Here is a 22,687-nt window from a genome sequence, read left to right on the forward strand (position 1 = left end):
CGCGAGACTGGAGATGATCATGACTTCGCAGGACCCGCTCGTCGCCATCCAGATCGGCGCCGCCTCGTTCGCCGACGAGGGGGTGAAACCGGTGCTCGACATCCTCCAGGAGCGCGGCGCCGTCAACGCTCTCTTCCTGGCAACGCCTACCTGGACCCGGGGCACGGGTGGTCGGCAGATTCCTGGCCACCCGCTGCCCGACCACGGCGAACAGGAGTACGACCTGGACTGGGTCGGTGGGAATTACGGCACCGTCCATCCCGAGTACTACGGCAACACCGTCCTCGGCCCGGTGGGGCGGGCGACCGACTACGAGGGCGATCTGATCGAGGACGTACTACCGGTCGCCGCCGACCGAGGTATCAAGACCTACGCCTGGATCGAGGAGAGCTCCTACGCTCAAGCACTGCGCAACTACCCGAACTTCCCCAAGTGCCTCGAGGTCGACGTCTGGGGCCGACCGGCACCGCGACCGTGTTTCAACAACCCGGACTATCGCAACTGGCATCTGAGCATCGTCGAGGACTACGTCAAGAACTACCCGCTGGACGGTCTCGCCTGGTGTTCTGAGCGTCCCGGCCCGCTGAACATCCTGCTCAAGGGACCGAGCGCGGCCGAACTGGCGACCTGCTTCTGCCGGCATTGCCGGCAGATCGCCGAAGAATCGGGCATCGACCCCCGGCGCGCCCAGCTCGGCTATCGCGAGCTGCTGGCCTGGAACGCGTCGGTCCGCTCCGACAATCGCCCGGCCGACGGCGCCTTCGTCACGTTCTGGCGGCTGCTGCTGCGCTATCCGGAGATCCTGTCCTGGCAGAACCTGTGGACCCAGAGCCAACGCCAGCTCTACCGCGACATCTACGGCACTGCGAAGGCCTGCCGAGCGTCGGTCCAGGTCGGCTGGCATGTGTTCCACGAGATCTCGTTCAGCCCGTTCTACCGGGCCGACCAGGACTACGCCGAGCTCAGCGAGCTCTCCGACTTCCTCAAGGTCGTCGAGTACAACAACTGCGCCGGCCCACGGTTCCACACCTGGATCGCCAACATCTGCCAGAGTCTGTTCGCCGATGCCGATCCCGAGCGGGTCTATCCGCTGATGCTCGCGCTACTGGGGCTCGACGAAGCGGCGTACGACGAGTTGCCGAGCACCGGATTCACCGCGGAGTACGTCCGCCGGGAGACAGTGCGCGCAGTCGCCGGCGTCGGTGACCGAACCAGGATCTACCCCGGCATCGACCTCGACATCCCCGTCGGACAGGTGCCGGCGGCGGTCGAGGACCGACGGCGGCGCGCCGAGGGCGCTTCCGGGGCGAACGCCGACAGCACGCAGGGACCGGAGCTGACCCAGTGCACGCGAGAAGGCGTTCGAGACGCCGTGCTCGCTGCCTTCGACGGCGGCGCGGACGGCGTGGTGCTGAGTAGGAAGTACTCCGAGATGCGGTTGGACATCTTGTCCGGTGCCGGTGACGCGATCCGACAACTCCCCGTCTGAGACGCCCACGACTCCGCATCGAGAGCCCCACGTCAAGGACTTGATCAAGGTCATTGACCGCAAATTCGTACGACTGCTATAACAGTCTGACAAGTACTCTAAGTTACTCTGTCATTCAAGTGTGTGATTGAAGGTCCGGCCTTGCCGCTCGGCGGCAACCTTCGGACCCTGCCGTCGCCGATTGGTCGCCGACGGTGTCAGCTCCAGGCACTCAGTGCACCGCCGCACGTGAGGTGAGGACCACGATGAGCACGACCACGATGAGCACAGAGACGCGATTCAGCCGGCGCACCCTGATTGCGGCCGGCGGAGCGACGACCGCCGCGATGTTGACCGGATGCGGGATGACCGCCAAGGGCGACAAGAAGTCGATGACGTTCCTCAACGACTCCGATGTCAAGAGCACGCCGTTCGGCAAAGCGATCGAGGCATTCCAAAAGAAGAGCGGGATCACCGTCGACGTCCAACCGGTGCCCTCCGACTACGACACGAAGTTCCGGACAGTGCTGTCCAGCAGCAAACCGCCGGACCTGATCAAGATCAACGACGACTACGTGCGCGGCATGTCCCGGACCGGCGCCCTGATGGACCTCAACGATTTCATCAAGCGCGACAAACTCGACATCTCCCACTTCCCGAAGAATTTGTACAACTTCCCGGTGCAGGCCGACGGCAGCCACACGGCCTGGGTGATCGCCCACTCGCCGCGACTCTTCTACTACAACGTCGACGTCTTCAAGGAGGCCGGTGTGCCACTGCCGCCGACCACCTGGTCCTCGGACGGTTGGACCTGGCAGGACTTCACCGAGACAGCGAAGAAGCTGACCATCCCGGGCAAGCGATTCGGCGCCCTGGTCTACCTCGACACGGGATTCGAGCAGACCTTCGCGATCAACAACGGCAGCCCGACCGGAATCTTCTCCGACGACGGCAGCACCTTCACGCTGTCCGAGCCGAAGGCGGCGGAGGCCATCCAGTGGGCCACCAATCTCACCTGTGTTGATCATGTCCAGCCGGCCTGGGGCGACTTGCAGACCGCCGATGCCGACCTGCAGATGTTCACCCAGGGCCGACTGGCGATGTTCTTCAGCCAGTTCAGCACGCTCCCCTATCTGGCGCAGAACGTGAAGGACTTCACCTTCGACGTCGCTCCACCGCCGGCCGGTCCCGCGGACCAGCTGACCGAGTCCAGCGTCGTCACCTACGCCATTCCGGCGAAGGCGGAGAATCCCGACGCCGCCTGGGAGCTGCTGAAGTTCCTGACCAGCGTCGAGGGCGGCAAGATCTTCGTCGAGGGCAACATGTGGCTCGGCATGGACGACCGGACACTCGACGCGCTGCACAGCCCGCCCGAACACGTCGAACTGTTCGCCGAGGCGGTCAAGCATTCGACCCTGCCCAACCAGACCAACAACACCCTTGGGGCGCGCGACATCTACCGACCGTTGCTGGACGACGTCTACACCTGTCACAAACAGGCGTCGGACGTGCTCACCCAAGCCAAGCCGAGGGTGGACGCCGCACTCAATCAGAAGTGACCGACGGTGAGGACCTGATCAACAGATGACCGCCGTGCGAGAGCCTGTACGCCTGCCGCGCGCCGCTCCGGCGAACGGTTCGCCTACGCGATTGCGCCGGATCAAGCTGTGGCGCCGGTACGAGGGACTGCTCTACATCTTTCCGGTGTTCGGCGGGATCCTGGCCTTCCAGGCGATCCCGATCGTGGTGTCGATGTATCTGTCGTTGGCCGACTGGAACGGGATCCAGCCACCCGAATTCGTCGGGTTGGGCAATTTCCGGACGATGTTCACGGATGACCCGTTGTACTGGCAGACGCTGCGCAACACGGTGCTCTTCACCCTCGGCGCGATCCCGGCGACGACCGTCCTGGCCTTCCTGCTCGCGCTGCTCTGCAACCGCAACGTGCCGGGGATCGCGATCTTCCGGGCCGCCTACTTCGCGCCGTACATCACCAACATCGTGGCGATCGGTTACATCTGGTACTGGATCTACAAACCGGACCAGGGCGTACTCAACGGGATGCTCTCCGTCTTCGGTATCCAGGGACCGGACTGGCTCTCCAATCCCAATCTCGCACTGATCTCGGTGATCATCGTCAGTGTCTGGCAGGGTGCCGGCTATCCGATGGTGATCTTCCTCGCCGGCCTGCAGGGAATCCCCAATGATCTTTACGAGGCGGCAAGCATCGACGGCGCGAGCCAGAGCAGGAAACTGTTCTCGATCACCATCCCCCTGATGACACCGAGCATCTTCTTCGTGCTGATCACCCAGTTCATCACCTCGTTCCAGGTGTTCGGGGTGATCTACATCATGACCCAGGGTGGCCCCGGACACAGCACGAGTGTCTACATCTACTACCTGTATCAGGTGGCCTTCTCGTTCGGCCAGTTCGGCTACGCGGCCGCGATGGCCTGGGTGCTCTTCGTGATCCTCGGATTGATCACGCTGATCCAATGGCGGCTGCAGAGACGGTGGGTGTTCTACGGATGAGTACACGGACGGTCGAGTCGGTCGGCGGACTCCGCCGGGTCGGACCGACCCAGCGGATGCTGAACATCGTGCTGTACATCTTCATGATCGTTCTCGGCGTGCTCTTCGTCATCCCGCTGTTGTGGATGGTCGGGGCCTCGCTGAAGGAGGAGGGCCACGTCCTCAGTACGCCGCCGACGCTGTTCCCGCTGCACCCGCAGTGGAGCAACTACGGCCAGGTGCTGGCGTTGATCCCGCGGTTCTTCTACAACAGCGTCAAGCTCGCGTTCATCAATGTCGTCGGCGTACTGGCTGTCTCCGCCCTGGCCGGTTTCGCGTTCGGCAGGCTGCGTTTTCCCGGCCGCAACGTGCTCTTCGTGATCCTGCTGGCGACGGCGATGATCCCGGGGGTGGCCTACCTGATCCCGCAGTACATCATCTTCGAGCGGATCGGCTGGGTTGACACCCAGTTGCCGTTGTGGGTTCCGCGGGTGTTCACACCGGTGTTCGCAACCTTCCTGATGCGGCAGTACTTCGTCAGCCTGCCCCAGGAACTGGAGGACGCCGCCCGGGTCGACGGGGCCGGAACCTTCGCCGTGTTCTGGCGGATCCTGCTCCCAGAGACCAAGCCGGCGCTGGGAGCCATCGCGATCTTCACGTTCCTGGACTCCTGGAACGATCTGCTCGGGCCGCTGATCTACATCAACTCCAGGGAACTGCAGACCCTCCCGGTGGCCCTGGCCCAGTTCCAGAACGAGTACTTCAGCGAGATCACCCTCCTGATGGCCGGCGCGACGATCGCGGTGCTGCCGGTGATCCTGGTCTACCTCGCAGCGCAACGGCAGTTCATCCGCGGTATCACTCTGACCGGGATCAACCGGTGATCACACCTACCGCTGATCACGATCACTGACCCACGCAGAATAGGTCGCCGCCCGCATCGGGCCGTCATCACTCAGGCGATCGATGCATCCTTGCCGTTCGTGGCGACGGTGTCGTCGGCAACGTCCTCCGTGTCGCCGGTTGTCGTCGAGCTGGTCGTCGCGCCCGCCTTGGTCGCCGTCTTCTCGGCGACGTCGGCCAACAAGGTTTCGCGGCAGACGTCCAGGTCGCTACGCAACGCGGTGACGGCCGAGTCCGGGTCACCGGCGCGGATCGCGTCAAGGATCGCCGCATGCGACGCGGTCAACTCGGTGAGGTCGAGACCGACGTGGCGGCGCACCTGGGCGATACACAGCTGGGCCTCCCCCATCACCGTCTCGTGCATCCGCTGCAACCGGACACTGGCGGTCGCGGCGACCAGCGCGCGGTGCAGATTGATGTCTGCGCCGGTGTGCTCGGAATGCTGGTTCAGCTGGGCCGCGACACCCATCAGCGCCAGCGCCCGGTCGGCGGCCGGCGGGACGTAGGAGCGTTCGGCCAGGGTGCGGACCGCCCGGGACTCGATCGGCTCCCTGGCGAAATAGATGTCAGTGACGTCGGCGGCCGACATCTGCGGCACCACGGCCGTCTGTCGGCGGCCACGGCGCAGCAGGCCCTCGTTGGTCAGCCGATCGAGCCCCGCCTTGGCGGTCGGACGTGCCACGGCGAAGTAGCTGGCCACCCAGGCCTCGGACAACTTCTGGCCCGGAGCAAGCTCACCCGAGATGATCTGCTGGCGCAGTGCCTCGCAGAGCGAGTCCGTGAGGGACGTGTTCTGGAGCGATACGGTCACCAGTCCTCCTCGGGTCGGATCGTCGATTCAGTGTCCACAAGATCGCAGTCCATAGCGCTACGTGGTATTGAGGGTAACGGATCGGCACATGTGGCACTTGCCAGACAAGAGTTCTTGCCACACCGTCGCGTAGCTTACCCGGCGCAGGCCACCACTTCCCCCTTCGTGCCTTCCGCTTCGAACCCGCGTTCTCCTGCTTCCGCGGCTAGGCACAGCATCCCGCACCGGTGGTAAATCGGGGCGGGATGCACCGAAACTCCCGGCCGGGGTCGACGCGCCCCCACTCGTGCCGGGTCGCCCGGCTCAGCCGGTGTTCAGCCGGCGGCGTTGATCAACAGCGGATCGGCGAGGTGCTCGCGGGGGGCGAATCCGGCAGCCAGTACCCGGCGCTCGGCGTCGAGACCGTCCCAGAGTTGCCGGGCGAGTTCGGTGTGCGATCCGGCTGTTGTCGTGATCGGCACCGGCACCTTGTTGGTCACCGGTTCAGCCACCGGCCCTCGATAGGTGGACAGCAGCAGTCCATCGCCCACCGCCAACTCACCGGCCCGGGTGACGATCGTGTCGGCCGAGGCCCTCGCTGCCGACCCGCGATGGGCCGCGGCCAACCAGACCCAGTCGTCGTCGGCGACCACAGCGGTGATCCGCGGCGTGTAGATGGGCGGGTCCGGCTCGTACTCCAGATCCTCGAGCGCGACCGCCGGTACCTCGCCGGCAGCGATCCGATCGGCGACCGGATCGACCTGGCTGCCGTTGCCCAGGACGAAATGCCGATCGGTCCGCCGGACGGCCCGGTAGTGCCGCAGCGGATCGGAGGCATCACCGACGGTCGGCTCGACCAGCAGGTCTCCGTCGCCGGTCAGGCGGATCCTGCGTTGCCGGGAGGCCTCGCTCCGTCCGGTGGCGGCGTAGGCGCAGACCAACCCGGTGGGCGTTCTGGCGACGATGATCACTCGGCCCGGGTACGGACGATCGGACAGCACAGCTTCCAGTGCATCGGAACTCATGGCCGACATCCTGTCGTGTCGTCCCCGACCAGGAGAAACCGGCCAACTGGTGCGCGGGGCGCCACCGCCGGGTGGTTCGCGCACCAGTTACTCGTTCCCGCGGCCCCTACTCGACCCCGCACCCGCTGCAGCCGGTGCGGCGCCGACAAACTGGTGCGCCGCCGACAAACTGGTGCGCCGTCGGCCAACTGGTGCGCGGGGCGCCACCGCCGGGTGGTTCGCGCACCAGTTACTCGTTCCCGCGGCCCCTACTCGACCCCGCACCCGCTGCAGCCGGTGCGAGGCCCACAAACTGGTGCGGCGCCGACAAACCGATGCGACGCCGACAAACTGGTGCGCCGTCGGCCAACTGGTGCGCGGGGCGCCACCGCCGGCTGGTTCCCGCACCAGTTACTCGTTCCCGCGGCCCCTACTCGACCCCGCACCCGCTGCAGCCGGTGCGAGGCCGACAAACTGGTGCGGCGCCGACAAACCGGTGCGGCGCCGACAAACTGGTGCGGCGCCGACAAACTGGTGCGGGGGCGAGTACATGGTGCGGCGCAGAGCTTGTGGGCGCGGCTCCGTCAGGGGAACCGGGCAGGAGCAGCCGGTCCTGACGGTTCAGTTGCCGTTGAGCCGGCGGAGTGCGCCGATGACGAGTTCGCGGTCCGTCGTCGGCCACATGTCGGGCATGGATGCCCGCAGGAAGCTGCCGTAGCGTGCGGTTGCCAGCCGCGGGTCCAGGACGGCGACCACGCCGCGATCACTGGTCCGCCTGATCAGCCGCCCGGACCCCTGGGCGAGCAACAGTGCGGCGTGGGTCGCGGCAACGGCCATGAACCCGTTCCCGCCGGCCTCGGCCACCGCGCGCTGTCGGGCGACCATCAGCGGTTCGTCCGGCCGCGGGAATGGGATCCGGTCGATGATCACCAACTGGCAGGTGGCACCCGGCACGTCGACGCCCTGCCACAACGACAGCGTACCGAACAGGCTGGCGTCGGTCTGCTCGACGAAACGCTTGGTCAGCTCGGGAAGTTGGGCGTCGCCCTGACAGAGGATCGTCATCTTCGGCAACTGGTTGCGCACGTGGACCGCAGCGGCCTCGGCGGCGCGTCGGGAAGAGAACAGTCCGAGGGTCCGACCCCCGGCGGCCCAGACCAGCTCCGCGATCTCGGCCAGAACCTCCTCGCCCAGTCCGTCGCGTCCGGGCTTCGGCATGTTCCGCGCCACGTAGATGATGCCCTGTCGGCGGTAGTCGAAGGGCGTACCGACGTCCAGTCCGCGCCAGGTCAGCGGCCCGGTCTGCCGTCTGCTGCCGGAGTCCCCACCCCGTTCGCGATCATCGTGATCATCATCGTCATCATCATTGTGATCATCGTCATGATCGTCGCCGTCGCGAACCTGGTCAGGGTCGGCGAACCCGTCGGCGAAGCCAAGATCCTCTTCGATGCCGTCCTCGAGGTCGTCGTGGGCATCGGCATGCTCCCCGGCCCGCACCGACGCCTGCCGAGCAGCTGCTTGTTGATCACGGGACCGGGGGGCGTCGTCACGCTCATCGGCCCGTAACCCGACCGATGCAGCGACACCGGCGAAATCTCCACCGAGCTTCAGCGTGGCCGACGTCATGATCACCGTACGATCGCTGAAGACCCGGTCCCGCATCAGGCCGGCGACGGTGAGCGGAGCGACCCGGACATCGCGACCGGTGCGATCGGAATCAGCCACCCAGATGACGTCCTGATCATGGAGTCTGACGATCCGGTCGGCCACATCGAAGATCTCCTTGACGGCGGCAGCCGCCTGTTTGCGATCGCTCTCCTCGCTCCTGGCCGCACCCTCGTTGGCCAGCGCCGTGACCACGCGTCTGGACGTGCCGCGGATCGCGTCCACCGCGGCGATGACCGGTGACGAGGTGTCCTCGATGCGGTCCGCCGGCACGGAGTCCAGGGCCTCGCGCAGATCGTCGGCAGCCTCCATCAGGTCCAGCGCAAGATCATCTTCAAGATAGTTCAGCGCGCGACGGGACACCCGTTCGATCGCCGTCGGGTGCAGTTCCGCCGAGGCAGCGCCGGTCACCCGGGACACCAGTTCGTGTGCCTCGTCGATGATGATCACCGAATGGTCCGGCAGCGCGGTCCGGCCGTGCATGGCATCGATCGCCAGCAGGGCGTGGTTGGTGATCACCAGCTCTGCGTTGCGCGACTTCTCTCGCGACCGTTCGACGAAACAGGAGTCGCCGAACGGGCAGGCCTGGATACCGAGGCATTCGCGGACCGGGATCGAGACCTGCTGCCAGGCGCGGTCCGTGTGCGGCGGCGCGTCGTCCCGGTCGGCCAGTCCACCGTGCTCGTGCTCGGCCTCGGCCCATTCGCGCAGCGCGAGGACCTCCGCCCCGAGCGCGGTGGACGGTGCCGCGCCGTCATCGTCGGCCGGTTGTCCGGTCATCGCCGTGCGCAGGCTCTCGGCCAGCTCCGCCGCATCGATCAGTGATTGCTGGGCGCTCTCCGCCCCGCCGTTGACCCGCAACCGACAGGCATAGTTCGTACGCCCTTTGAGGATCGCTGCGGTCGGCCGTCGCCCGATCGCCTGCTCGGCGGCCTCGAGTGCCGCCGGGATGTCCTTGGTGGCGAGCTGCCGCTGCAGCGCCAACGTCGCCGTGGCGACAACGATCCGCTCCGGCTGTCCCGTGGCCAGCGCGACCAGCGACGGTGCGAGATAGCCCAGGGACTTGCCCGTACCGGTGCCGGCCTGCACCAGGAGATGCCGGCCGCTGTTGATCGCCTCGGTGATCGCAGCCGCCATCGCAGCCTGGCCGGAACGACGTTGGCCATCGATCTGCCGGACCGCGGCGTCCAGGACATCCTGGGCGGTCGGCGTAGGGGCCGGGCCGCCGCCCGTGCTTCTGGCGGACGTCTTGCCGGTCGCGTGGCTGGTCACGGCAGGTCCCCGGGCGAATCAGGGCTGCTCCGGATCACCGCGCCAAGCTATCGGCACCCTCGGACAGTCGGTAACAGCCCAACTCGGCGGCGAGTCCCTCGTGTACCCGGGCGACCACGAGGGTCCCCTGCGCGGTGTGTTCCAGGGTGTCGAACTCGCCCTCGTGATGGATCCGGTCGATCAGGTCACCCCGGTCGTACGGCACCATGGCGTGCACCTCGACGCCCGGCCGGGGCAGGCGCTCGTCGATCTTCGCGCGGAGTTCGTCGATGCCGTCGCCGGTCCAGGCCGACACCACCAACGCGTCGGGGAACTGATGCCGCAACACCGTCAGGGTCGCGGTGTCGGCGCGGTCGGCCTTGTTGATGACCAACTGCTCGGGGACGTGGGCCGCTCCGATCTCCCGGAGCACCTCGCGGACGGCTTCGATCTGGCCCTGTGGATCCGGATCGGATCCGTCGACGACGTGCACCAGCAGGTCGGCGAGCACCGACTCCTCCAGAGTGGACCGGAACGCCTCGACCAGGTCGTGCGGCAGATGGCGGACGAAGCCGACGGTGTCGGTGAGCGTGTAGTCACGGCTGTCGGCCGTTTGGGTACGCCGGGTGGTCGGGTCGAGGGTCGCGAAGAGCGCATCCTCGACGAGCACGCCGGCGCCGGTGAGTCGGTTGAGCAGCGACGACTTGCCGGCATTGGTGTAGCCGACCAGCGCCACCGACGGGATCTTGTTCCGTCGACGCCCGGCCCGCTTGGTCTCACGGGTGGAGTCCATCTCGCGGAGTTCGGCACGCAGCTTGGCTATGCGGCTGTTGATCCGCCGCCGGTCGGTCTCGAGCTTGGTCTCACCGGGACCGCGTCCACCGATCCCGGCACCGCCACTGGTCCGGCCGCCGGCCTGGCGGGACAGATTGCCGCCCCAGCCCCGAAGTCGCTGTTTGAGGTATTGCAGCTGGGCCAGTTCCACCTGGGCCTTGCCCTCGGCGCTCTTGGCGTGCTGGGCGAAGATGTCGAGGATCAGCGCTGTCCGGTCGATGACCTTGACCTTGACCTTGTCCTCGAGATTGCGCAGCTGGGCCGGTGCCAGTTCGCCGTCGCAGATCACCGTGTCGGCGCCGGTCGCGACCACCACGTCACGCAACTCGGCGACCTTGCCGCTGCCGATGTACGTCGAGGGGTCGGGCCGGTCCCGTCGTTGCACCAGGCCCTCGAGCACGTGCGAACCGGCAGTCTCTGCCAGCAGTTTCAGCTCGGCGAGGGCGTTGTCGGCGTCGACCTGACTGCCCGAGGTCCAGACGCTGACCAGGACGACCCGCTCCAGCTGCAGCTGCCGGTACTCGACCTCGGTGATGTCGGTGAGTTCGGTCGACATACCGGCGACACGGCGCAGTGAGATGCGGTCGGCGAGGTCAAGCTGGTCGCCGTCGTAATTCACCGTCGGACTGCTCGTCGGAGTCGTCTCCGGTTCGCCGATCGTCGGCTGATCGATGTCGCGGTTGGTGGAAGGTTCGGTCATATTGCCTTCCAGCTTCTCACGGCACACCAACACCGGCACCTGATTACCCGGACAGCCGGGAGCTCCGAGTGCGATTTCCCGGAAGAACCTCGGGCACGGCGTCGGTCGGCGCGGTCCGGTCGGTGACACTGCGCGCCCGGCGGAGGACATTGCCGAGCAGCATCATGATGACCAATGCGTTGACGGCTTGCGGACCGAAGACCAGGCCGGCCACCGTGGTGCCCGCGCCCCCGGTGTTCTCGATCGCCTCCGCGACCATCGCGGTCACGGCCTGGAGCGCAACCAGACCGGTGATCAGCCCTGCGCCACCGATCGCCGCCCGCCCGCACGACACCGCCCGTACGCTCCCTCGACGTATCCGGAGCCTGGTTCCACCAGGCAGTGACGTCCCCTCCGCCGGGAAGGACTGATCCGGATCAGTCGGGCAGGACCAACTCGCCGTTGGCGACGATCACCGCCGGCCCGGTCAGATAGCTCTGGTGATCATGGAGTTCCACCTCGACACTGCCACCCGGCACGTCGACGGTGTAGGTGAGGGGCCGGACCTGCTGCCCCGCCTCGGCGGCGGCGACCGCAGCCGCTGCGCAGGTTCCCGTTCCACAGGACCGGGTTTCGCCGGAGCCGCGTTCGAAGACCCGCATCGCGATGTGCTGTGGTCCGATCCGCCGGACGAATTCCAGGTTGACCCCGTCGGGGAACCTGGACCGCGGTGACCAGGTCGGCGGCGTACCGAGGTCGAGTGCGTCGAGATCGTCGACGAATGCCACGGCGTGCGGATTGCCGACATCGGCGGCCCGCGCCGCCAAAGGCGCCTTCGCACCCGCCGGCCGGACGCCGACCTCAGGGAGGTCCACCCTCACCGGTCCCATCGCGACCCGGTATCGGCCGTCGGGCAGCACCTCTGTCGGTTTCACCCCGTGCCTGGTCGCGATGTTGATCGTCCTGCCCTCAGCCAGACCATTCTCGATCAGGTACCGCGCGAAGACGCGTACGCCGTTGCCGCACATCTCCGCCACCGAGCCGTCGTGGTTGCGATAATCCATGAACCACAGGCCCGGATCGCCGTCCCAGTCGGGGACGTACTCGGACCGGACGATCCGAAGGACGCCGTCGGCGCCGATCCCGGCCCGCCGGTCACAGATGAAGGCCACATCGTCATCGGTCAGCTTGAGCGCGCCCTCGGGATCGGGGATGATCACGAAGTCGTTCTCGGTGCCGTGTCCCTTGGCGAAGCTGATCGCGCGGCCGGTCGAACCCACCCGCCCAGTGTGCCAGCGCCGGCGTCGAATCCCTATCGGCGGGATCCTTCGCTGCGGATCAGCGTCAGCACCTTGTCGACAACGTGTGGATCCTGCGGATCGAACCAGGTGATCCGCGGGTCCTTCCGGAACCAGCCGTCCTGTCGCCGGGCGAACTTCCGGGTGGCGGTGATCGTCCGCTCCCGGGCCTCGGCCTCGGTGATCTCGCCGGCCAGGAAGTCCAGCACCTGGCGGTAGCCGAGCCCGCGGCTGGCCGTCAGTCCGTCTCGCAGGCCAAGTCGTTCCAGGGCCCGGACCTCCTCGACGAAACCGGCTGTCCACATCTGCTCGACCCTGTCGGCGATCCGCTGGTCGAGCACCGGGCGCGGCAGGTCGAGTCCGATCTGGACGACGCCGTCGAGCGCGTAACTGTGTTCAGGCAGGCGAGCGCTGAACGGCCGACCGGTCAGCTCGATCACCTCCAGTGCCCGCACCGTCCGGCGGCCGTTGCCAGGCAGGATCGCCGAAGCGGCCTCCGGATCGAGTTCGGCGAGCCGACGGTGCAATGCGTCGGGCCCGTGCCGGGCGAGTTCGTCCTCGAGCCGGGAGCGGATCGCCGGATCGGTGCCCGGGAACTCGAACTCGTCGAGGATCGCCCGGACGTAGAGGGCCGAGCCGCCCACGACAACCGGCACCACACCGCGCTGCCTGCAGTCGGCGATCGTCGCCCGGGCGAGTTGTTGGAACTCGGCGACCGAAGCGGTGTCGGTGATCTGCAGGATGTCGATCAAATGGTGCGGGACTCCGCCTTGTTCGGCCGTGCTCGGTTTTGCCGTGCCGATGTCCATTCCGTGGTAGATCAGCATCGCGTCGGCGTTGACGATCTCCGCAGGACGCCCTCCGGCGATCAGCCGCTGCGCGAGCCGGACGGCAAGCGAGGTCTTGCCCGATGCCGTGGCACCGACGAGTACCGGGACGGTGCCGGACGGTTGAACCCGGGGCGTCACCGGGACTGCGATCCGATCAACCCGGCGCTGTGGTCGGTGACCGAGTCTGGCCGGCCGAGGAGGGCCAGGATCCTATCGAGTTGATCGGCAGTCTGCTGGACGACCTGCCGGGAAGCCGACCGGATCCGGTCCGCCGTGTCCACCGCCTCGGCGATCGAACGATCCCGATCGGCAGCCTCCCGGTGCCGTCGTTCGACCTCGCGGCGGCGGGCCAGCAGGGTGCGTACGGCCAGGATGCCGGTGATCGCCGCCGCGGCCAGCAGCAATACGGCGAGCCAGGTCGCCCGTCCGGTCACCGCAATCACCAGCACGATGATCGCGCAGCCGGCTGCGGCACCGGCGAATCCGTGGAGCCGACCGCTCGCTGCCGCAGGGACGGCATGATCGCCGCACAGATCGCAGTCCTGGCCGGCGATGGCTGCAATCTGGCATGTGCGGATCGGACAGCTTCGATCACCGGCAGCCGCCGGTCCGGCTGCGCATCGTCGACCGGCGTCGGGTTGCCGTCGGGATGCTCGATCGTCGTCCGCAGCTGATGTGCACTGGACAGCAACTCCTTCTCCTCGCGGTATCCGGACGCCGCCGCCGCTCCGCCCGCCTCCAGTGCCTCCAGATTCTCTCGCAGGACGGAGTCCCGGTCGCGGAACCACCAATCGAAGCCACTGATCTCACTCACGTGCCGATCATCCGGCATCGACGGGCCACCGGCCACCCCGACCCATCGGCGGGCACGCTCACCCAACCTGGTCACCGGACCTGACGTTCGGTACTAACGTGGCCGATAGGCAGCCACGCCGGCCGGGAACAGCGCCCCCACCTTGCACCTTCCGGACGCGAACGGAAGCCCCGCCGATGGTCGACCGGGAGGAGCAAGGAAAGGTGGTCCGATGACCGACGACCCCGCACTGCGGTATGCCGAAGAGTTCGCCCGGTTGAGCCAGGACCTTCATCGGGGGGACCGGCCCTCGACCATGGAACGCATCGTCGAAGCCGCCGTGGAATCGATCGAGCCTTGTGACTGGTGCACGGTCACCGTCTGGCATGCCGACGGACGGATGGACATCGCCGCCAGCACCGAGCCACTGGCCTCAAGGGCCGACCAGCTCCAGTGCGAGCTGGGTGAGGGACCCTGCCTGACCTTCGGCCGTTCAGGGGAGACGACCTGGCGGATGGGACTGTTCGCCGTCGAGAACGTCGCGGAGGACACGCGGTGGCCGGCCTGGGCTCCGCAGGCGGCCGCTCTGGGTATCGGTTCGGTGTTGAGTGTCCGGATCGACACGTCCGGCTCGCAGGACCGGGCAGTGCTGAACCTCTACTCCGCCGCGGCGAGCAGCTTCGACCACGGTGACCTCGCCGTCGCCACGATCTTCGCCCGGCACGCGTCGTCGGCCCTGGAGGGGGCACGCCAGCAGGACCAACTACGAGCTGCAGCTCAGTCCCGCCTGGTGATCGGCGTCGCGGAGGGAATCCTGATGCAGCGCTTCGGATTGACGCTTGACCAGTCGTTCGAGCTTCTCCGGCGCTACTCCCAGACCCACAACGTCAAGTTGCGGACCCTCGCCGAGAATCTGGTCGCCGCAGGCGGTATCCAGGAGAGGGGCGACCTCGATGCGGAGGCAGCCCTGCACCTCTCGCTCGGGCTCGATCCCGACGCGCTCCGCCTACGGTCCGAACCCGCCGAGGTCTCCTTCGCCCACGGCGAGAAGCACCGTGAGAACGCGGCCTCGACGGGTACCGGCCTGGCTGGGACTGACCGAAATCCTGATCGAAGTCCTGGTTGACCCAGACCCGCGCATAACCACGTGTAGCGTGTTTGCGAAGCCGCCCTGTTGACCTGAGGGATGTGACGTCGCGATGGTGAGCGGACGAGTCGTACTGGCCGCCGACCGGCTCGCGGCGCTGGATGACCGACTGAACGAACTACAACAGCGTTTGAAGCGGATCGCCGCCGGTGAAGGATCATCACCGACCGACGTCCGGGATGCGCGGATCCACGCGGATCGCCAGCGTGCCCGGGCCGCTGCAGCCGAGGCCTTGCTCAGCCGCTACCGCCGGAAACCGGTGACCGGTACCGCTTCGCCCACTTCATCCAGCACCTGCCCGGCCGACGGGCCGGGCATGGACCGGGGCCCGGCAGCAGGCACCGCCCCGGGCGGTCGGCCAACCACGGCGCATCGGGCCGGAGTGGACCGCATCCGGCCGACCGCCGATCAGTACTGGCGAGTCGTCGTCGACCACGCACGGAGGACGGGTTGGCGCAACTGGACCGAGGCGCTGTGCCGGGTCGGCGCCGCGACATTGCCGTCGGTCCGCGGAGTTGCCGTCTCGGCATTCACCGAGCAGTTGCCCTGTCCAATGGCGGCCTCCGACTCCCGGACCCAGCGCATCGAGGAGCTTCAACAGGTCCTCGGAGAGGGTCCGGCGATGTCTGCGTGCCGCGACGGCAGACCCGTTGATGTCCGACTCACCCAACGGGTGGATGCCGGCTGGCTCGGCTGGGTGCAGGCCGTCCAGCGGTCGGGAGTGATGGCCGTGTGGTCGTTCCCCTACCGCTGGCCGGGAATCGGCTGCGCCGCGGTGACCTTCTACCGCGGAACCGACGGGGACGCCGCCGACGAATATGCCGAGGGAAGCCTTCTCTCGCGGCTTGCCGGCAAGGCGCTGCGGCTCGACCTCGATCGGAACAACTCCTCGGGTCTGGACGTGCTGGAGACGGTGCACGTCGCCGCCGGCATGTTGGCCGAACGCATCGGGGTCACTGCGGTCGACGCATTCGCCCGGATCAGAGCCTGCGCCTTCGCTGACGACCGCGACTTGATGGAGGTCGCGACCGGCATCATCACCGGCGGTCTCCGACTGGACTAGCCCCGATCCAGCGGGTCAATGGCCTCGTTCCGGCTGCACCTCGAACAGGACAAGAGCCCTCGCGCGCGAGCGGGCGCCCGTCAAGGAAGTGAGCGTCATCCGCAGCAGGATGCTGCGGCCTCGCCGATTGATCGCCGGGATGAGCTCGGAGTGGCCGACTCCGGCCTCTTGTCCGTCCACGACCCGGCGCAGGAGGGCGTTGAGTCGTTCGGTCGGCATGCCACTGTCCAGATCCACGATGTGTCGGCCGACGGTCTCGCTCTCCCGCAGACCCCACAGCTCCTCGGCCGCTGTGTTCCAGACCTGGACGACCAGATCCTGATCGACGACCACCACCGCAATCTCCAGACCGTCCAGGATCGCCTGCATCAGACCGCTGGCCTCACCGACGGCAAGGGTCTGGTCGCGGAGCCGCTGGTTGATCGATTGCAGTTCGTCGTTGGCCGCCTGCAATTCCTGGTTCGTCGTCTCCAGTTCCTCGACCGTGCTCTGCAGTTCCTGGTTGGTGGTCTCGAGCTCCTCATTGGTCGACCGCAACTCCTCAAAGGCAGCCTCCAGTTGCCGATTCGCGGACTCGACCTCGACCTGCAGGTTGTGATCCCGGGTCATGTCGGTGAAGGTGATCGACGCTCCGATCGCGCGATCGGCGCTGTCCACCAGCGGCACCAGCTGAACGTCGAGATAGACCGCGTCGGTGGCCGAGCTGCGCCACTCCGTGTCCCGTAGCGTCACAATGCTTCGGTTCTCGATCGTCGCTGCCAGCCCGGACTGCAATTCAAGCGACCGATAGGACTCTTCGAGATCGGAGATCGGTCGTCCGATGTCGCGTTCGGACAGGCCGAGCATCGCAGCTGCTCGACGATTGACCGTCACCAACCGGCCGTCGGCATCAACCGCTATCTGGGCGACCGGATTGCTCATGATCAGCTGGTCGCGCAACTGGCTGTCCTCCGCCACCGATTCCGTCCTGCCGTGGGGCCGCCGCGGCTGCGCCGGCGCAGTGCGATCCTCCTCGAGGCTCGTCGTCCGGAAGAACCGCCGCTTCAGATCGATCGGATCGAAGACCCCCGCGTGGTCGAGCAACATCTCGGCCTTGCCGAGGAACAGCACGCCCCCGGGTCGCAGAGCGAACCCCAGCCTGGACACGACTCGCGCCCGGGTCTCGGCATTGAAGTAGATCAACGTGTTCCGACACAACAGCAGGTCGATCCGGGAGAGCGGCGCATCCTGGGTGAGGTCGTTGCGACCGAAGATCACTGTTCGTCGGAGATCCGGTGAGACGACCCAGCGTGCTCCGATCCGGTCGAAGTAGCGGTCCCGGTAATGATCCGGCACAGCGCGTATCTCACGCTCGCTGTAGGAGGCCTCCCGCCCTGCCTCCAGCGCTGCCTCGTCGACATCGGTGGCATAGATCTTGACCCGCTCCCGGTAGCCGCTGCCCATCACCTCGTGCAGCAGCATGGCGACCGAGTACGCCTCCTGCCCGGACGCGCAGCCGGCGCTCCAGACCCGGATCGGCGCGCCGGTGGCGTCACCGAGGATGTCCGGAAGAACCTCCGCGGCGAGCTGGTTCCAGGACTCCCGGTCCCGGAAGAAGCTGGTGGCCTTGATCAGAATGGTGTTGAACAGGGCGGTGAACTCGTTCGGGTCGAGCTGCAGGCGATCGCGGTACTCGTCGAACGCGCCGATGCCCAGCTCACGCATCCGGTAGCGAACCCGGCGGGCAAGACTCGGGCGCTTGTATCCGGTGAAGTCGAAGGCCCGGTTCTCCCTGAGGAAGGTCAACAGCCGTTCGAACGCCGGATCCTCCTGCATGGCGCTGTCCTCCCGGCCTGTCACGGCGCGTCACCTGTCCAACGACGACCCCGGCAACACTCCCGGACGTGAACGGGCACCAACTCGATCCATGGTTCGATCCTTCGCCTTCGCGTTCGGAGCTGTCGTGACGTTCCCGGGTGGGGACTCGTGGACGTGGTACCCAGGCAGATCGGTGATCATCACGCGACGCGTCGGCCAGGTGGTGCCGACCTGCTCAGTCGTCGATTCCGCAGGCAGCAACGATCGGCTGCGGCTCCGGTACGCCTATCCTCGGCATGCCCAGGCCGACCGCGTTGGGAGCATGATCATCCTGGGCGTTGTGTCCGGCCTGCCAGGCATCACCGCCCTTGGTACGGCGCAGAGTGATCAGCGCCGATCCGCCGTCCGGCCCGTCCGCGGTGAGGTGGTGAGGGGCGGCATGAGTGATGATCACCTCACCGATGTCCCCCGGCCGCGGGCGAAGATCGGGATCATCCCCGACCGCGACGTGGACCAGGCGGTTGTCCCGGGCGCGTCCGGACATCCGGTGGGTGGCCGCGTCCTTCCGCCCCTCACCGTCGGCGAACATCACCTCGACCCGCCGGCCCTCGAGCCTGCGGTTCTCCTCCCAGGAGATGTCGTTGACCAGCTCGACCAGCCGCTCGTAGCGCCCCTGCACCACCGGTGCGGGGACCTGGTCGGGCATGGTGGCCGCCGGCGTACCGGGTCGGATCGAGTACTGGAAGGTGAAGGCTGCGGCGAACCGGGACTGGGCTACGACCTCGAGCGTGTCCTCGAAGTCCTGCTCGGTCTCACCGGGGAAGCCGACGATGATGTCGGTGGTGATCGCCGCGTCCGGCATCGCCTCGCGGACGTCGGAGATGATCTTCAGATAGCGTTCGCTCCGATAGGACCGCCGCATCGCCTTCAAGATCGAATCCGAACCGGACTGCAGCGGCATGTGCAGTTGCGGCATGACATTCGGGGTTTCGGCCATCGCCGCGATCACGTCGGAGGTGAAGTCCTTGGGGTGCGGCGAGGTGAAGCGGACCCGTTCCAGTCCGTCGATGCCACCGCAGGCCCGAAGCAACTTGGCGAACGCCTGCCGGTCCCGGAATTCCGTTCCGTAGGCGTTGACGTTCTGGCCCAGCAGGGTGATCTCCTGCACGCCCTGGTCGACCAGCATCCGGATCTCGGCCAGGATGTCACCGGGCCGCCGGTCCGTCTCCTTGCCGCGCAGCGCCGGGACGATGCAGAAGGTGCAGGTGTTGTTGCAGCCGACGCTGATCGACACCCAGGCCGCGTAGGCGGAATCTCGCCGGGTCGGCAGCGTCGACGGGAAACGCTCCAGGGATTCGGCGATCTCGACCTGGGCCTCCTGCTCGATCCGGGCCCGCTCCAACAGGCGGGGCAGCTGGCCGATGTTGTTGGTGCCGAAGACCACGTCGACCCAGGGGGCCTTCTGCGTGATCAGGCCGCGGTCCTTCTGTGCGAGGCACCCGCCGACGGCGATCTGCATCCCCGGGTGCGACTTCTTCACCGGAAGCAACTGTCCGAGATTGCCGTACAGCCTGTTGTCCGCGTTCTCCCGGACCGCGCAGGTGTTGAAGACCACCACGTCGGCGTCCTCACCCGTGGCCCTGCGATAGCCGGCGTCCTCCAGCAGACCGGCGAGCCGTTCGGAGTCGTGCACGTTCATCTGACAGCCGTGGGTGCGGATCTGGTACGTCCGCGGGCTCGCCTGGGTATCCACCGACATGATCGCCCAGCCTAATCCGCCGGGCGTGTCCGACAGGAATCCCCTGCGGTCGGCGCCGCGGGTCCGCCGTTAGAGTCACCACCATGAGCGTCAGCGGTGCCCAGAGCCCGACCGGTGAGCAGTACGAGATCAGCAGCGGACCGTACCGGGCGGTCGTCACCGAGGTCGGCGCGACGTTGCGGCAGCTCCGTGTCGACGGCCGCGACATCCTGGCCGGGTTCGGGCCGGGCGACCGGATCTCCGGCGGTCACGGGCAGCAGCTGCTGCCCTGGCCGAACCGGCTCCGTGATGGCCGGTTCACCTTTCGGGGCACCCGATATGAGTTGCCACTCAGCGAGCCGGAACGGCACAACGCGATCCACGGTCTGGTCCGTTGGTCCGGGTGGGAGCTGGTCGGGCACACCGAGGATTCGGTCAGCCAACGGATCACGCTGTTTCCGCAGAAGGGCTGGGACACCACCCTGCGGTCGACCATCACCCACCGCCTGTCCGACCGCGGCCTGACGGTGAGGGTCGAGGCGGAGAACATCGGCGACCGGGCGATGCCCTTCGGATACGCCGCTCACCCGTACTTCACGCTCGGTGAGCGTGCCGTGGACGAGATCGAGGTCACCGCCCCTGCCGCGAGCTACCTGGAGGTCGACGATCGACTGCTGCCGACCGAGCTCAAGCCGGTCGACGGCACGACCCGGGACCTGCGGTCCGGCACCCCGATCGGTGAACGCAATCTGGACACGGCCTTCACCGACCTGCAGATCGATCCGGAACACCGGGCCTGGCGGATCCGGTTGGCTCTCGGCGAACGGGAGACGTATGTATGGGCCGACGCGAACCATCGGTGGGTGCAGGTCTACACCGGCGCGGACCGCCGGGATCTGGGTGTCGCGATCGAGCCGATGAGCTGCGGTCCGGACGCGTTCAACTCCGCGATCACCAACGACGGGCTTGTCGTGCTCGAGCCGGGCGACACCTATCACGGCAGCTGGGGGGTATACGGCCGCTGAACCGGCCACAACGACGGATGGTCGCCCGGCGGCCGTAACCGAATCTCAACCCCGATATGTCGGCCGGATCGGCCAGGCTCGTTTAGGGTCAGCGCTATGACCGAGTCCACGCCGGCTGATGATCTGCTGCCCACACCGCATACGTCGGTCGCCGTCGGCGAGCCGCTGGTGGTGCTGGCCGACGTCGACAAGTACTTCGGCGAGCTGCATGTCCTGAAGCACATCAACCTGTCGGTCGGTCGCGGCGAGGTTGTCGTGGTGATCGGCCCGTCCGGGTCCGGCAAGTCGACGTTGTGCCGGTCGATCAATCGGCTGGAGACGATTCAATCGGGATCGATCACGATCGACGGTGCGCCCCTGCCGAGTGAGGGCAAGGAGTTGGCGCGTCTGCGGGCGGATGTCGGCATGGTCTTCCAGCAGTTCAATCTGTTCGCCCACAAGACGATCTTGGAGAACGTCACCCTCGGTCCTGTCCGGGTGCGCAGGAAGAGCAAGCAGGAGGCCCGGCAGCGCGGCATGGAACTGCTCAACCGGGTCGGCGTCGGAAACCAGGCCGAGAAGTATCCGGCCCAGCTGTCCGGCGGCCAGCAGCAGCGGGTGGCGATCGCCCGGGCGCTCGCCATGGACCCGAAGGTGATCTTGTTCGACGAGCCGACGTCCGCGCTCGACCCGGAGATGATCAACGAAGTGCTTGATGTGATGATCCAGCTGGCCGAACAGGGAATGACCATGATCGTCGTCACCCACGAGATGGGTTTCGCCCGGACGGCAGCCGACCGAGTGGTCTTCATGGCCGACGGACAGATCCTGGAGGAAGCCGGACCGGAAACCTTCTTCACCAGCCCGACCAGCGCTCGGGCCAAGGACTTCCTGGGCAAGATCCTCACCCACTGATCAGTGCCCAGGGGGTGATTCGGGCGGGACATGCGCCCGGTCACCGCAAACACAAGAGTGCAAGCGGGATCGTACGAAGATCGCACGAGAGATCTCACGAAGATCGCAATGATCGAAGGGAACAACGTCAAATGCCCAATACGAAGAAGTTCGCGGCACTGGCCGCGGCGTCGTTGCTGACGGCCTCACTGGCCGCCTGTGCCAGCGACAACGGCGGCGGGGGCGGCAGCAGCGGAGACAACGACGCTGTCACCATCGGCATCAAGTTCGACCAGCCCGGTGTCGGCCAGCAGGTCGGCTCGGACTACAAGGGCTTCGATGTCGACGTCGCCCGGTACGTGGTCAAGGAACTCGGCTACTCCAAGATCACCTTCAAGGAGGCGCCGTCGGCTCAGCGGGAGACGCTGATCCAGAGCGGTCAGGTCAAGATGGTCGTGGCCAGCTACTCGATCACCGAGGAACGCCAGCAGAAGGTGTCCTTCGCCGGCCCGTACCTGGTCGCCGGACAGGATCTCCTGGTCCGTGCCGACGACACGTCGATCACCGGCCCGGACAGCCTGAACGGCAAGAAGCTTTGCTCGGTGACCGGCTCCACCTCGGCTGCGAACGTCCAGGAGAAGTTCGCGAACAAGGTGCAGTTGCAGGAGTACGACACCTACTCCAAGTGTGTCGATCCGATCATCAACGGCACCCTGGACGCCATGACGACCGACAACACCATCCTCGCCGGGTACGCCGCGCAGCCGCAGTACAAGGGCAAGTTGAGGCTGGTCGGCAAGCCGTTCAGCGAGGAGAACTACGGCATCGGCATCAAGAAGGGCGACACCGAACTCTGCGGCAAGATCAACGACGCGCTGGACAAGATGGTCAGCGACGGGACGTGGCAGAAGGACCTGGACGCCAACTTCGGCCCGGCGAACTTCAAGCCGGACCCGGCCAAGAACCCGCCGAAGCACATCCCCTGCAGCTGATCCGTAAGCCGATGCGGCCGGTCTGC

At 66.8% G+C, this 22,687-nt stretch carries 20 protein-coding genes; 9 read left to right on the plus strand and 11 right to left on the minus strand.

The features are described from left to right. Positions 1–19: 19 nt before the first annotated feature. The 4 genes from GJV80_RS09635 (at position 20) to GJV80_RS09650 (ending at position 4,863) form a co-directional block, all read left to right on the plus strand. Positions 20–1,489: a hypothetical protein gene (locus GJV80_RS09635; RefSeq protein ID WP_154687716.1), complete on the plus strand. Its 1,470-nt coding sequence runs from the start codon at positions 20–22 to the stop codon at positions 1,487–1,489. Between the two features lie 245 nt (positions 1,490–1,734). Continuing rightward, complete coding sequence (locus tag GJV80_RS09640) at positions 1,735–3,027, plus strand: ABC transporter substrate-binding protein (RefSeq protein ID WP_154687717.1); 1,293 nt, start codon at positions 1,735–1,737, stop codon at positions 3,025–3,027. 25 nt (positions 3,028–3,052) lie between these two features. Then, positions 3,053–4,000 (plus strand): carbohydrate ABC transporter permease, encoded by a 948-nt coding sequence (locus tag GJV80_RS09645; protein ID WP_154687718.1) that lies wholly within the window; start codon positions 3,053–3,055, stop codon positions 3,998–4,000. Then, on the plus strand, positions 3,997–4,863 hold the full coding sequence (locus tag GJV80_RS09650) for a carbohydrate ABC transporter permease (protein ID WP_195909272.1): 867 nt from the start codon (positions 3,997–3,999) through the stop codon (positions 4,861–4,863). The genes GJV80_RS09645 and GJV80_RS09650 overlap by 4 nt, the downstream gene beginning before the upstream one ends. 71 nt (positions 4,864–4,934) lie before the next feature. Here the strand turns inward: GJV80_RS09650 and GJV80_RS09655 are convergent, their stop codons facing one another. The 9 genes from GJV80_RS09655 to GJV80_RS09700 form a co-directional block, all read right to left on the minus strand. Beyond that, on the minus strand, positions 4,935–5,693 hold the full coding sequence (locus GJV80_RS09655) for a GntR family transcriptional regulator (RefSeq protein ID WP_154687720.1): 759 nt from the start codon (positions 5,691–5,693) through the stop codon (positions 4,935–4,937). A 314-nt stretch (positions 5,694–6,007) separates the two neighbouring features. Further along, complete coding sequence (locus GJV80_RS09660; RefSeq protein WP_195909273.1) at positions 6,008–6,697, minus strand: IMP cyclohydrolase; 690 nt, start codon at positions 6,695–6,697, stop codon at positions 6,008–6,010. A gap of 600 nt (positions 6,698–7,297) precedes the next feature. Then, positions 7,298–9,613, minus strand: a complete 2,316-nt coding sequence (locus GJV80_RS23815) for an ATP-dependent DNA helicase (protein ID WP_305070116.1) — start codon at positions 9,611–9,613, stop codon at positions 7,298–7,300. A gap of 34 nt (positions 9,614–9,647) precedes the next feature. Beyond that, on the minus strand, positions 9,648–11,126 hold the full coding sequence (gene hflX / locus GJV80_RS09675) for a GTPase HflX (protein ID WP_154687722.1): 1,479 nt from the start codon (positions 11,124–11,126) through the stop codon (positions 9,648–9,650). Between the two features lie 43 nt (positions 11,127–11,169). Next, positions 11,170–11,460 carry a hypothetical protein gene (locus GJV80_RS09680; protein WP_154687723.1) on the minus strand — a complete coding sequence of 97 codons (291 nt, stop codon included), beginning with the start codon at positions 11,458–11,460 and terminating at the stop codon, positions 11,170–11,172. A gap of 82 nt (positions 11,461–11,542) precedes the next feature. Beyond that, positions 11,543–12,385, minus strand: a complete 843-nt coding sequence (gene dapF / locus GJV80_RS09685; RefSeq protein ID WP_230208306.1) for a diaminopimelate epimerase — start codon at positions 12,383–12,385, stop codon at positions 11,543–11,545. Positions 12,386–12,417: 32 nt separating this feature from the next. Then, complete coding sequence (gene miaA / locus GJV80_RS09690) at positions 12,418–13,371, minus strand: tRNA (adenosine(37)-N6)-dimethylallyltransferase MiaA (RefSeq protein ID WP_154687724.1); 954 nt, start codon at positions 13,369–13,371, stop codon at positions 12,418–12,420. Further along, the gene (locus tag GJV80_RS09695; RefSeq protein WP_154687725.1) at positions 13,368–13,676 is read right to left on the minus strand and encodes a hypothetical protein; all 309 of its coding nucleotides are present in this window, start codon (positions 13,674–13,676) and stop codon (positions 13,368–13,370) included. The genes miaA and GJV80_RS09695 overlap by 4 nt, the downstream gene beginning before the upstream one ends. Next, a complete protein-coding gene (locus tag GJV80_RS09700) occupies positions 13,673–14,047 on the minus strand; it encodes a hypothetical protein (RefSeq protein ID WP_154687726.1) in 375 nt (124 codons plus the stop codon). The genes GJV80_RS09695 and GJV80_RS09700 overlap by 4 nt, the downstream gene beginning before the upstream one ends. 211 nt (positions 14,048–14,258) lie before the next feature. Between GJV80_RS09700 and GJV80_RS09705 the strand changes: the two genes are divergently transcribed. Together GJV80_RS09705 and GJV80_RS09710 are read left to right on the plus strand one after the other, a co-directional pair. Continuing rightward, the gene (locus tag GJV80_RS09705; RefSeq protein WP_154687727.1) at positions 14,259–15,152 is read left to right on the plus strand and encodes a GAF and ANTAR domain-containing protein; all 894 of its coding nucleotides are present in this window, start codon (positions 14,259–14,261) and stop codon (positions 15,150–15,152) included. 73 nt (positions 15,153–15,225) lie between these two features. Next, positions 15,226–16,236, plus strand: coding sequence for an ANTAR domain-containing protein (locus tag GJV80_RS09710; RefSeq protein ID WP_154687728.1), 1,011 nt, complete (start codon positions 15,226–15,228; stop codon positions 16,234–16,236). 15 nt (positions 16,237–16,251) lie between these two features. Here GJV80_RS09710 and GJV80_RS09715 read toward each other — a convergent pair whose 3' ends face one another. Both GJV80_RS09715 and miaB read right to left on the minus strand, forming a co-directional pair. After that, positions 16,252–18,075: a CheR family methyltransferase gene (locus GJV80_RS09715; protein ID WP_230208307.1), complete on the minus strand. Its 1,824-nt coding sequence runs from the start codon at positions 18,073–18,075 to the stop codon at positions 16,252–16,254. Between the two features lie 193 nt (positions 18,076–18,268). Then, positions 18,269–19,792: a tRNA (N6-isopentenyl adenosine(37)-C2)-methylthiotransferase MiaB gene (gene miaB, locus GJV80_RS09720; RefSeq protein WP_154687729.1), complete on the minus strand. Its 1,524-nt coding sequence runs from the start codon at positions 19,790–19,792 to the stop codon at positions 18,269–18,271. An 83-nt stretch (positions 19,793–19,875) separates the two neighbouring features. On the opposite strand from miaB, the gene GJV80_RS09725 reads away from it, so the two are divergent. The 3 genes from GJV80_RS09725 (at position 19,876) to GJV80_RS09735 (ending at position 22,661) form a co-directional block, all read left to right on the plus strand. Further along, a complete protein-coding gene (locus GJV80_RS09725) occupies positions 19,876–20,796 on the plus strand; it encodes an aldose 1-epimerase family protein (protein ID WP_154687730.1) in 921 nt (306 codons plus the stop codon). Positions 20,797–20,892: 96 nt separating this feature from the next. Then, complete coding sequence (locus GJV80_RS09730) at positions 20,893–21,690, plus strand: amino acid ABC transporter ATP-binding protein (RefSeq protein ID WP_154687731.1); 798 nt, start codon at positions 20,893–20,895, stop codon at positions 21,688–21,690. Between the two features lie 131 nt (positions 21,691–21,821). After that, positions 21,822–22,661 carry a glutamate ABC transporter substrate-binding protein gene (locus GJV80_RS09735; protein WP_154687732.1) on the plus strand — a complete coding sequence of 280 codons (840 nt, stop codon included), beginning with the start codon at positions 21,822–21,824 and terminating at the stop codon, positions 22,659–22,661. Positions 22,662–22,687 lie beyond the last annotated feature (26 nt).

It is taken from the genome of Microlunatus sp. Gsoil 973 (assembly GCF_009707365.1).
GTDB lineage: Bacteria > Actinomycetota > Actinomycetes > Propionibacteriales > Propionibacteriaceae > Microlunatus.

Coding starts and splice junctions, on each gene's coding strand:
- GJV80_RS09635 (WP_154687716.1), top strand. CDS start 20: ATGACTTCGCAGGACCCGCTCGTCGCCATCCAGATCGGCGCCGCCTCG.
- GJV80_RS09640 (WP_154687717.1), top strand. CDS start 1,735: ATGAGCACGACCACGATGAGCACAGAGACGCGATTCAGCCGGCGCACC.
- GJV80_RS09645 (WP_154687718.1), top strand. CDS start 3,053: ATGACCGCCGTGCGAGAGCCTGTACGCCTGCCGCGCGCCGCTCCGGCG.
- GJV80_RS09650 (WP_195909272.1), top strand. CDS start 3,997: ATGAGTACACGGACGGTCGAGTCGGTCGGCGGACTCCGCCGGGTCGGA.
- GJV80_RS09660 (WP_195909273.1), bottom strand. CDS start 6,697: ATGAGTTCCGATGCACTGGAAGCTGTGCTGTCCGATCGTCCGTACCCG.
- hflX (WP_154687722.1), bottom strand. CDS start 11,126: ATGACCGAACCTTCCACCAACCGCGACATCGATCAGCCGACGATCGGC.
- GJV80_RS09705 (WP_154687727.1), top strand. CDS start 14,259: ATGACCGACGACCCCGCACTGCGGTATGCCGAAGAGTTCGCCCGGTTG.
- GJV80_RS09710 (WP_154687728.1), top strand. CDS start 15,226: ATGGTGAGCGGACGAGTCGTACTGGCCGCCGACCGGCTCGCGGCGCTG.
- miaB (WP_154687729.1), bottom strand. CDS start 19,792: ATGTCGGTGGATACCCAGGCGAGCCCGCGGACGTACCAGATCCGCACC.
- GJV80_RS09725 (WP_154687730.1), top strand. CDS start 19,876: ATGAGCGTCAGCGGTGCCCAGAGCCCGACCGGTGAGCAGTACGAGATC.
- GJV80_RS09730 (WP_154687731.1), top strand. CDS start 20,893: ATGACCGAGTCCACGCCGGCTGATGATCTGCTGCCCACACCGCATACG.
- GJV80_RS09735 (WP_154687732.1), top strand. CDS start 21,822: ATGCCCAATACGAAGAAGTTCGCGGCACTGGCCGCGGCGTCGTTGCTG.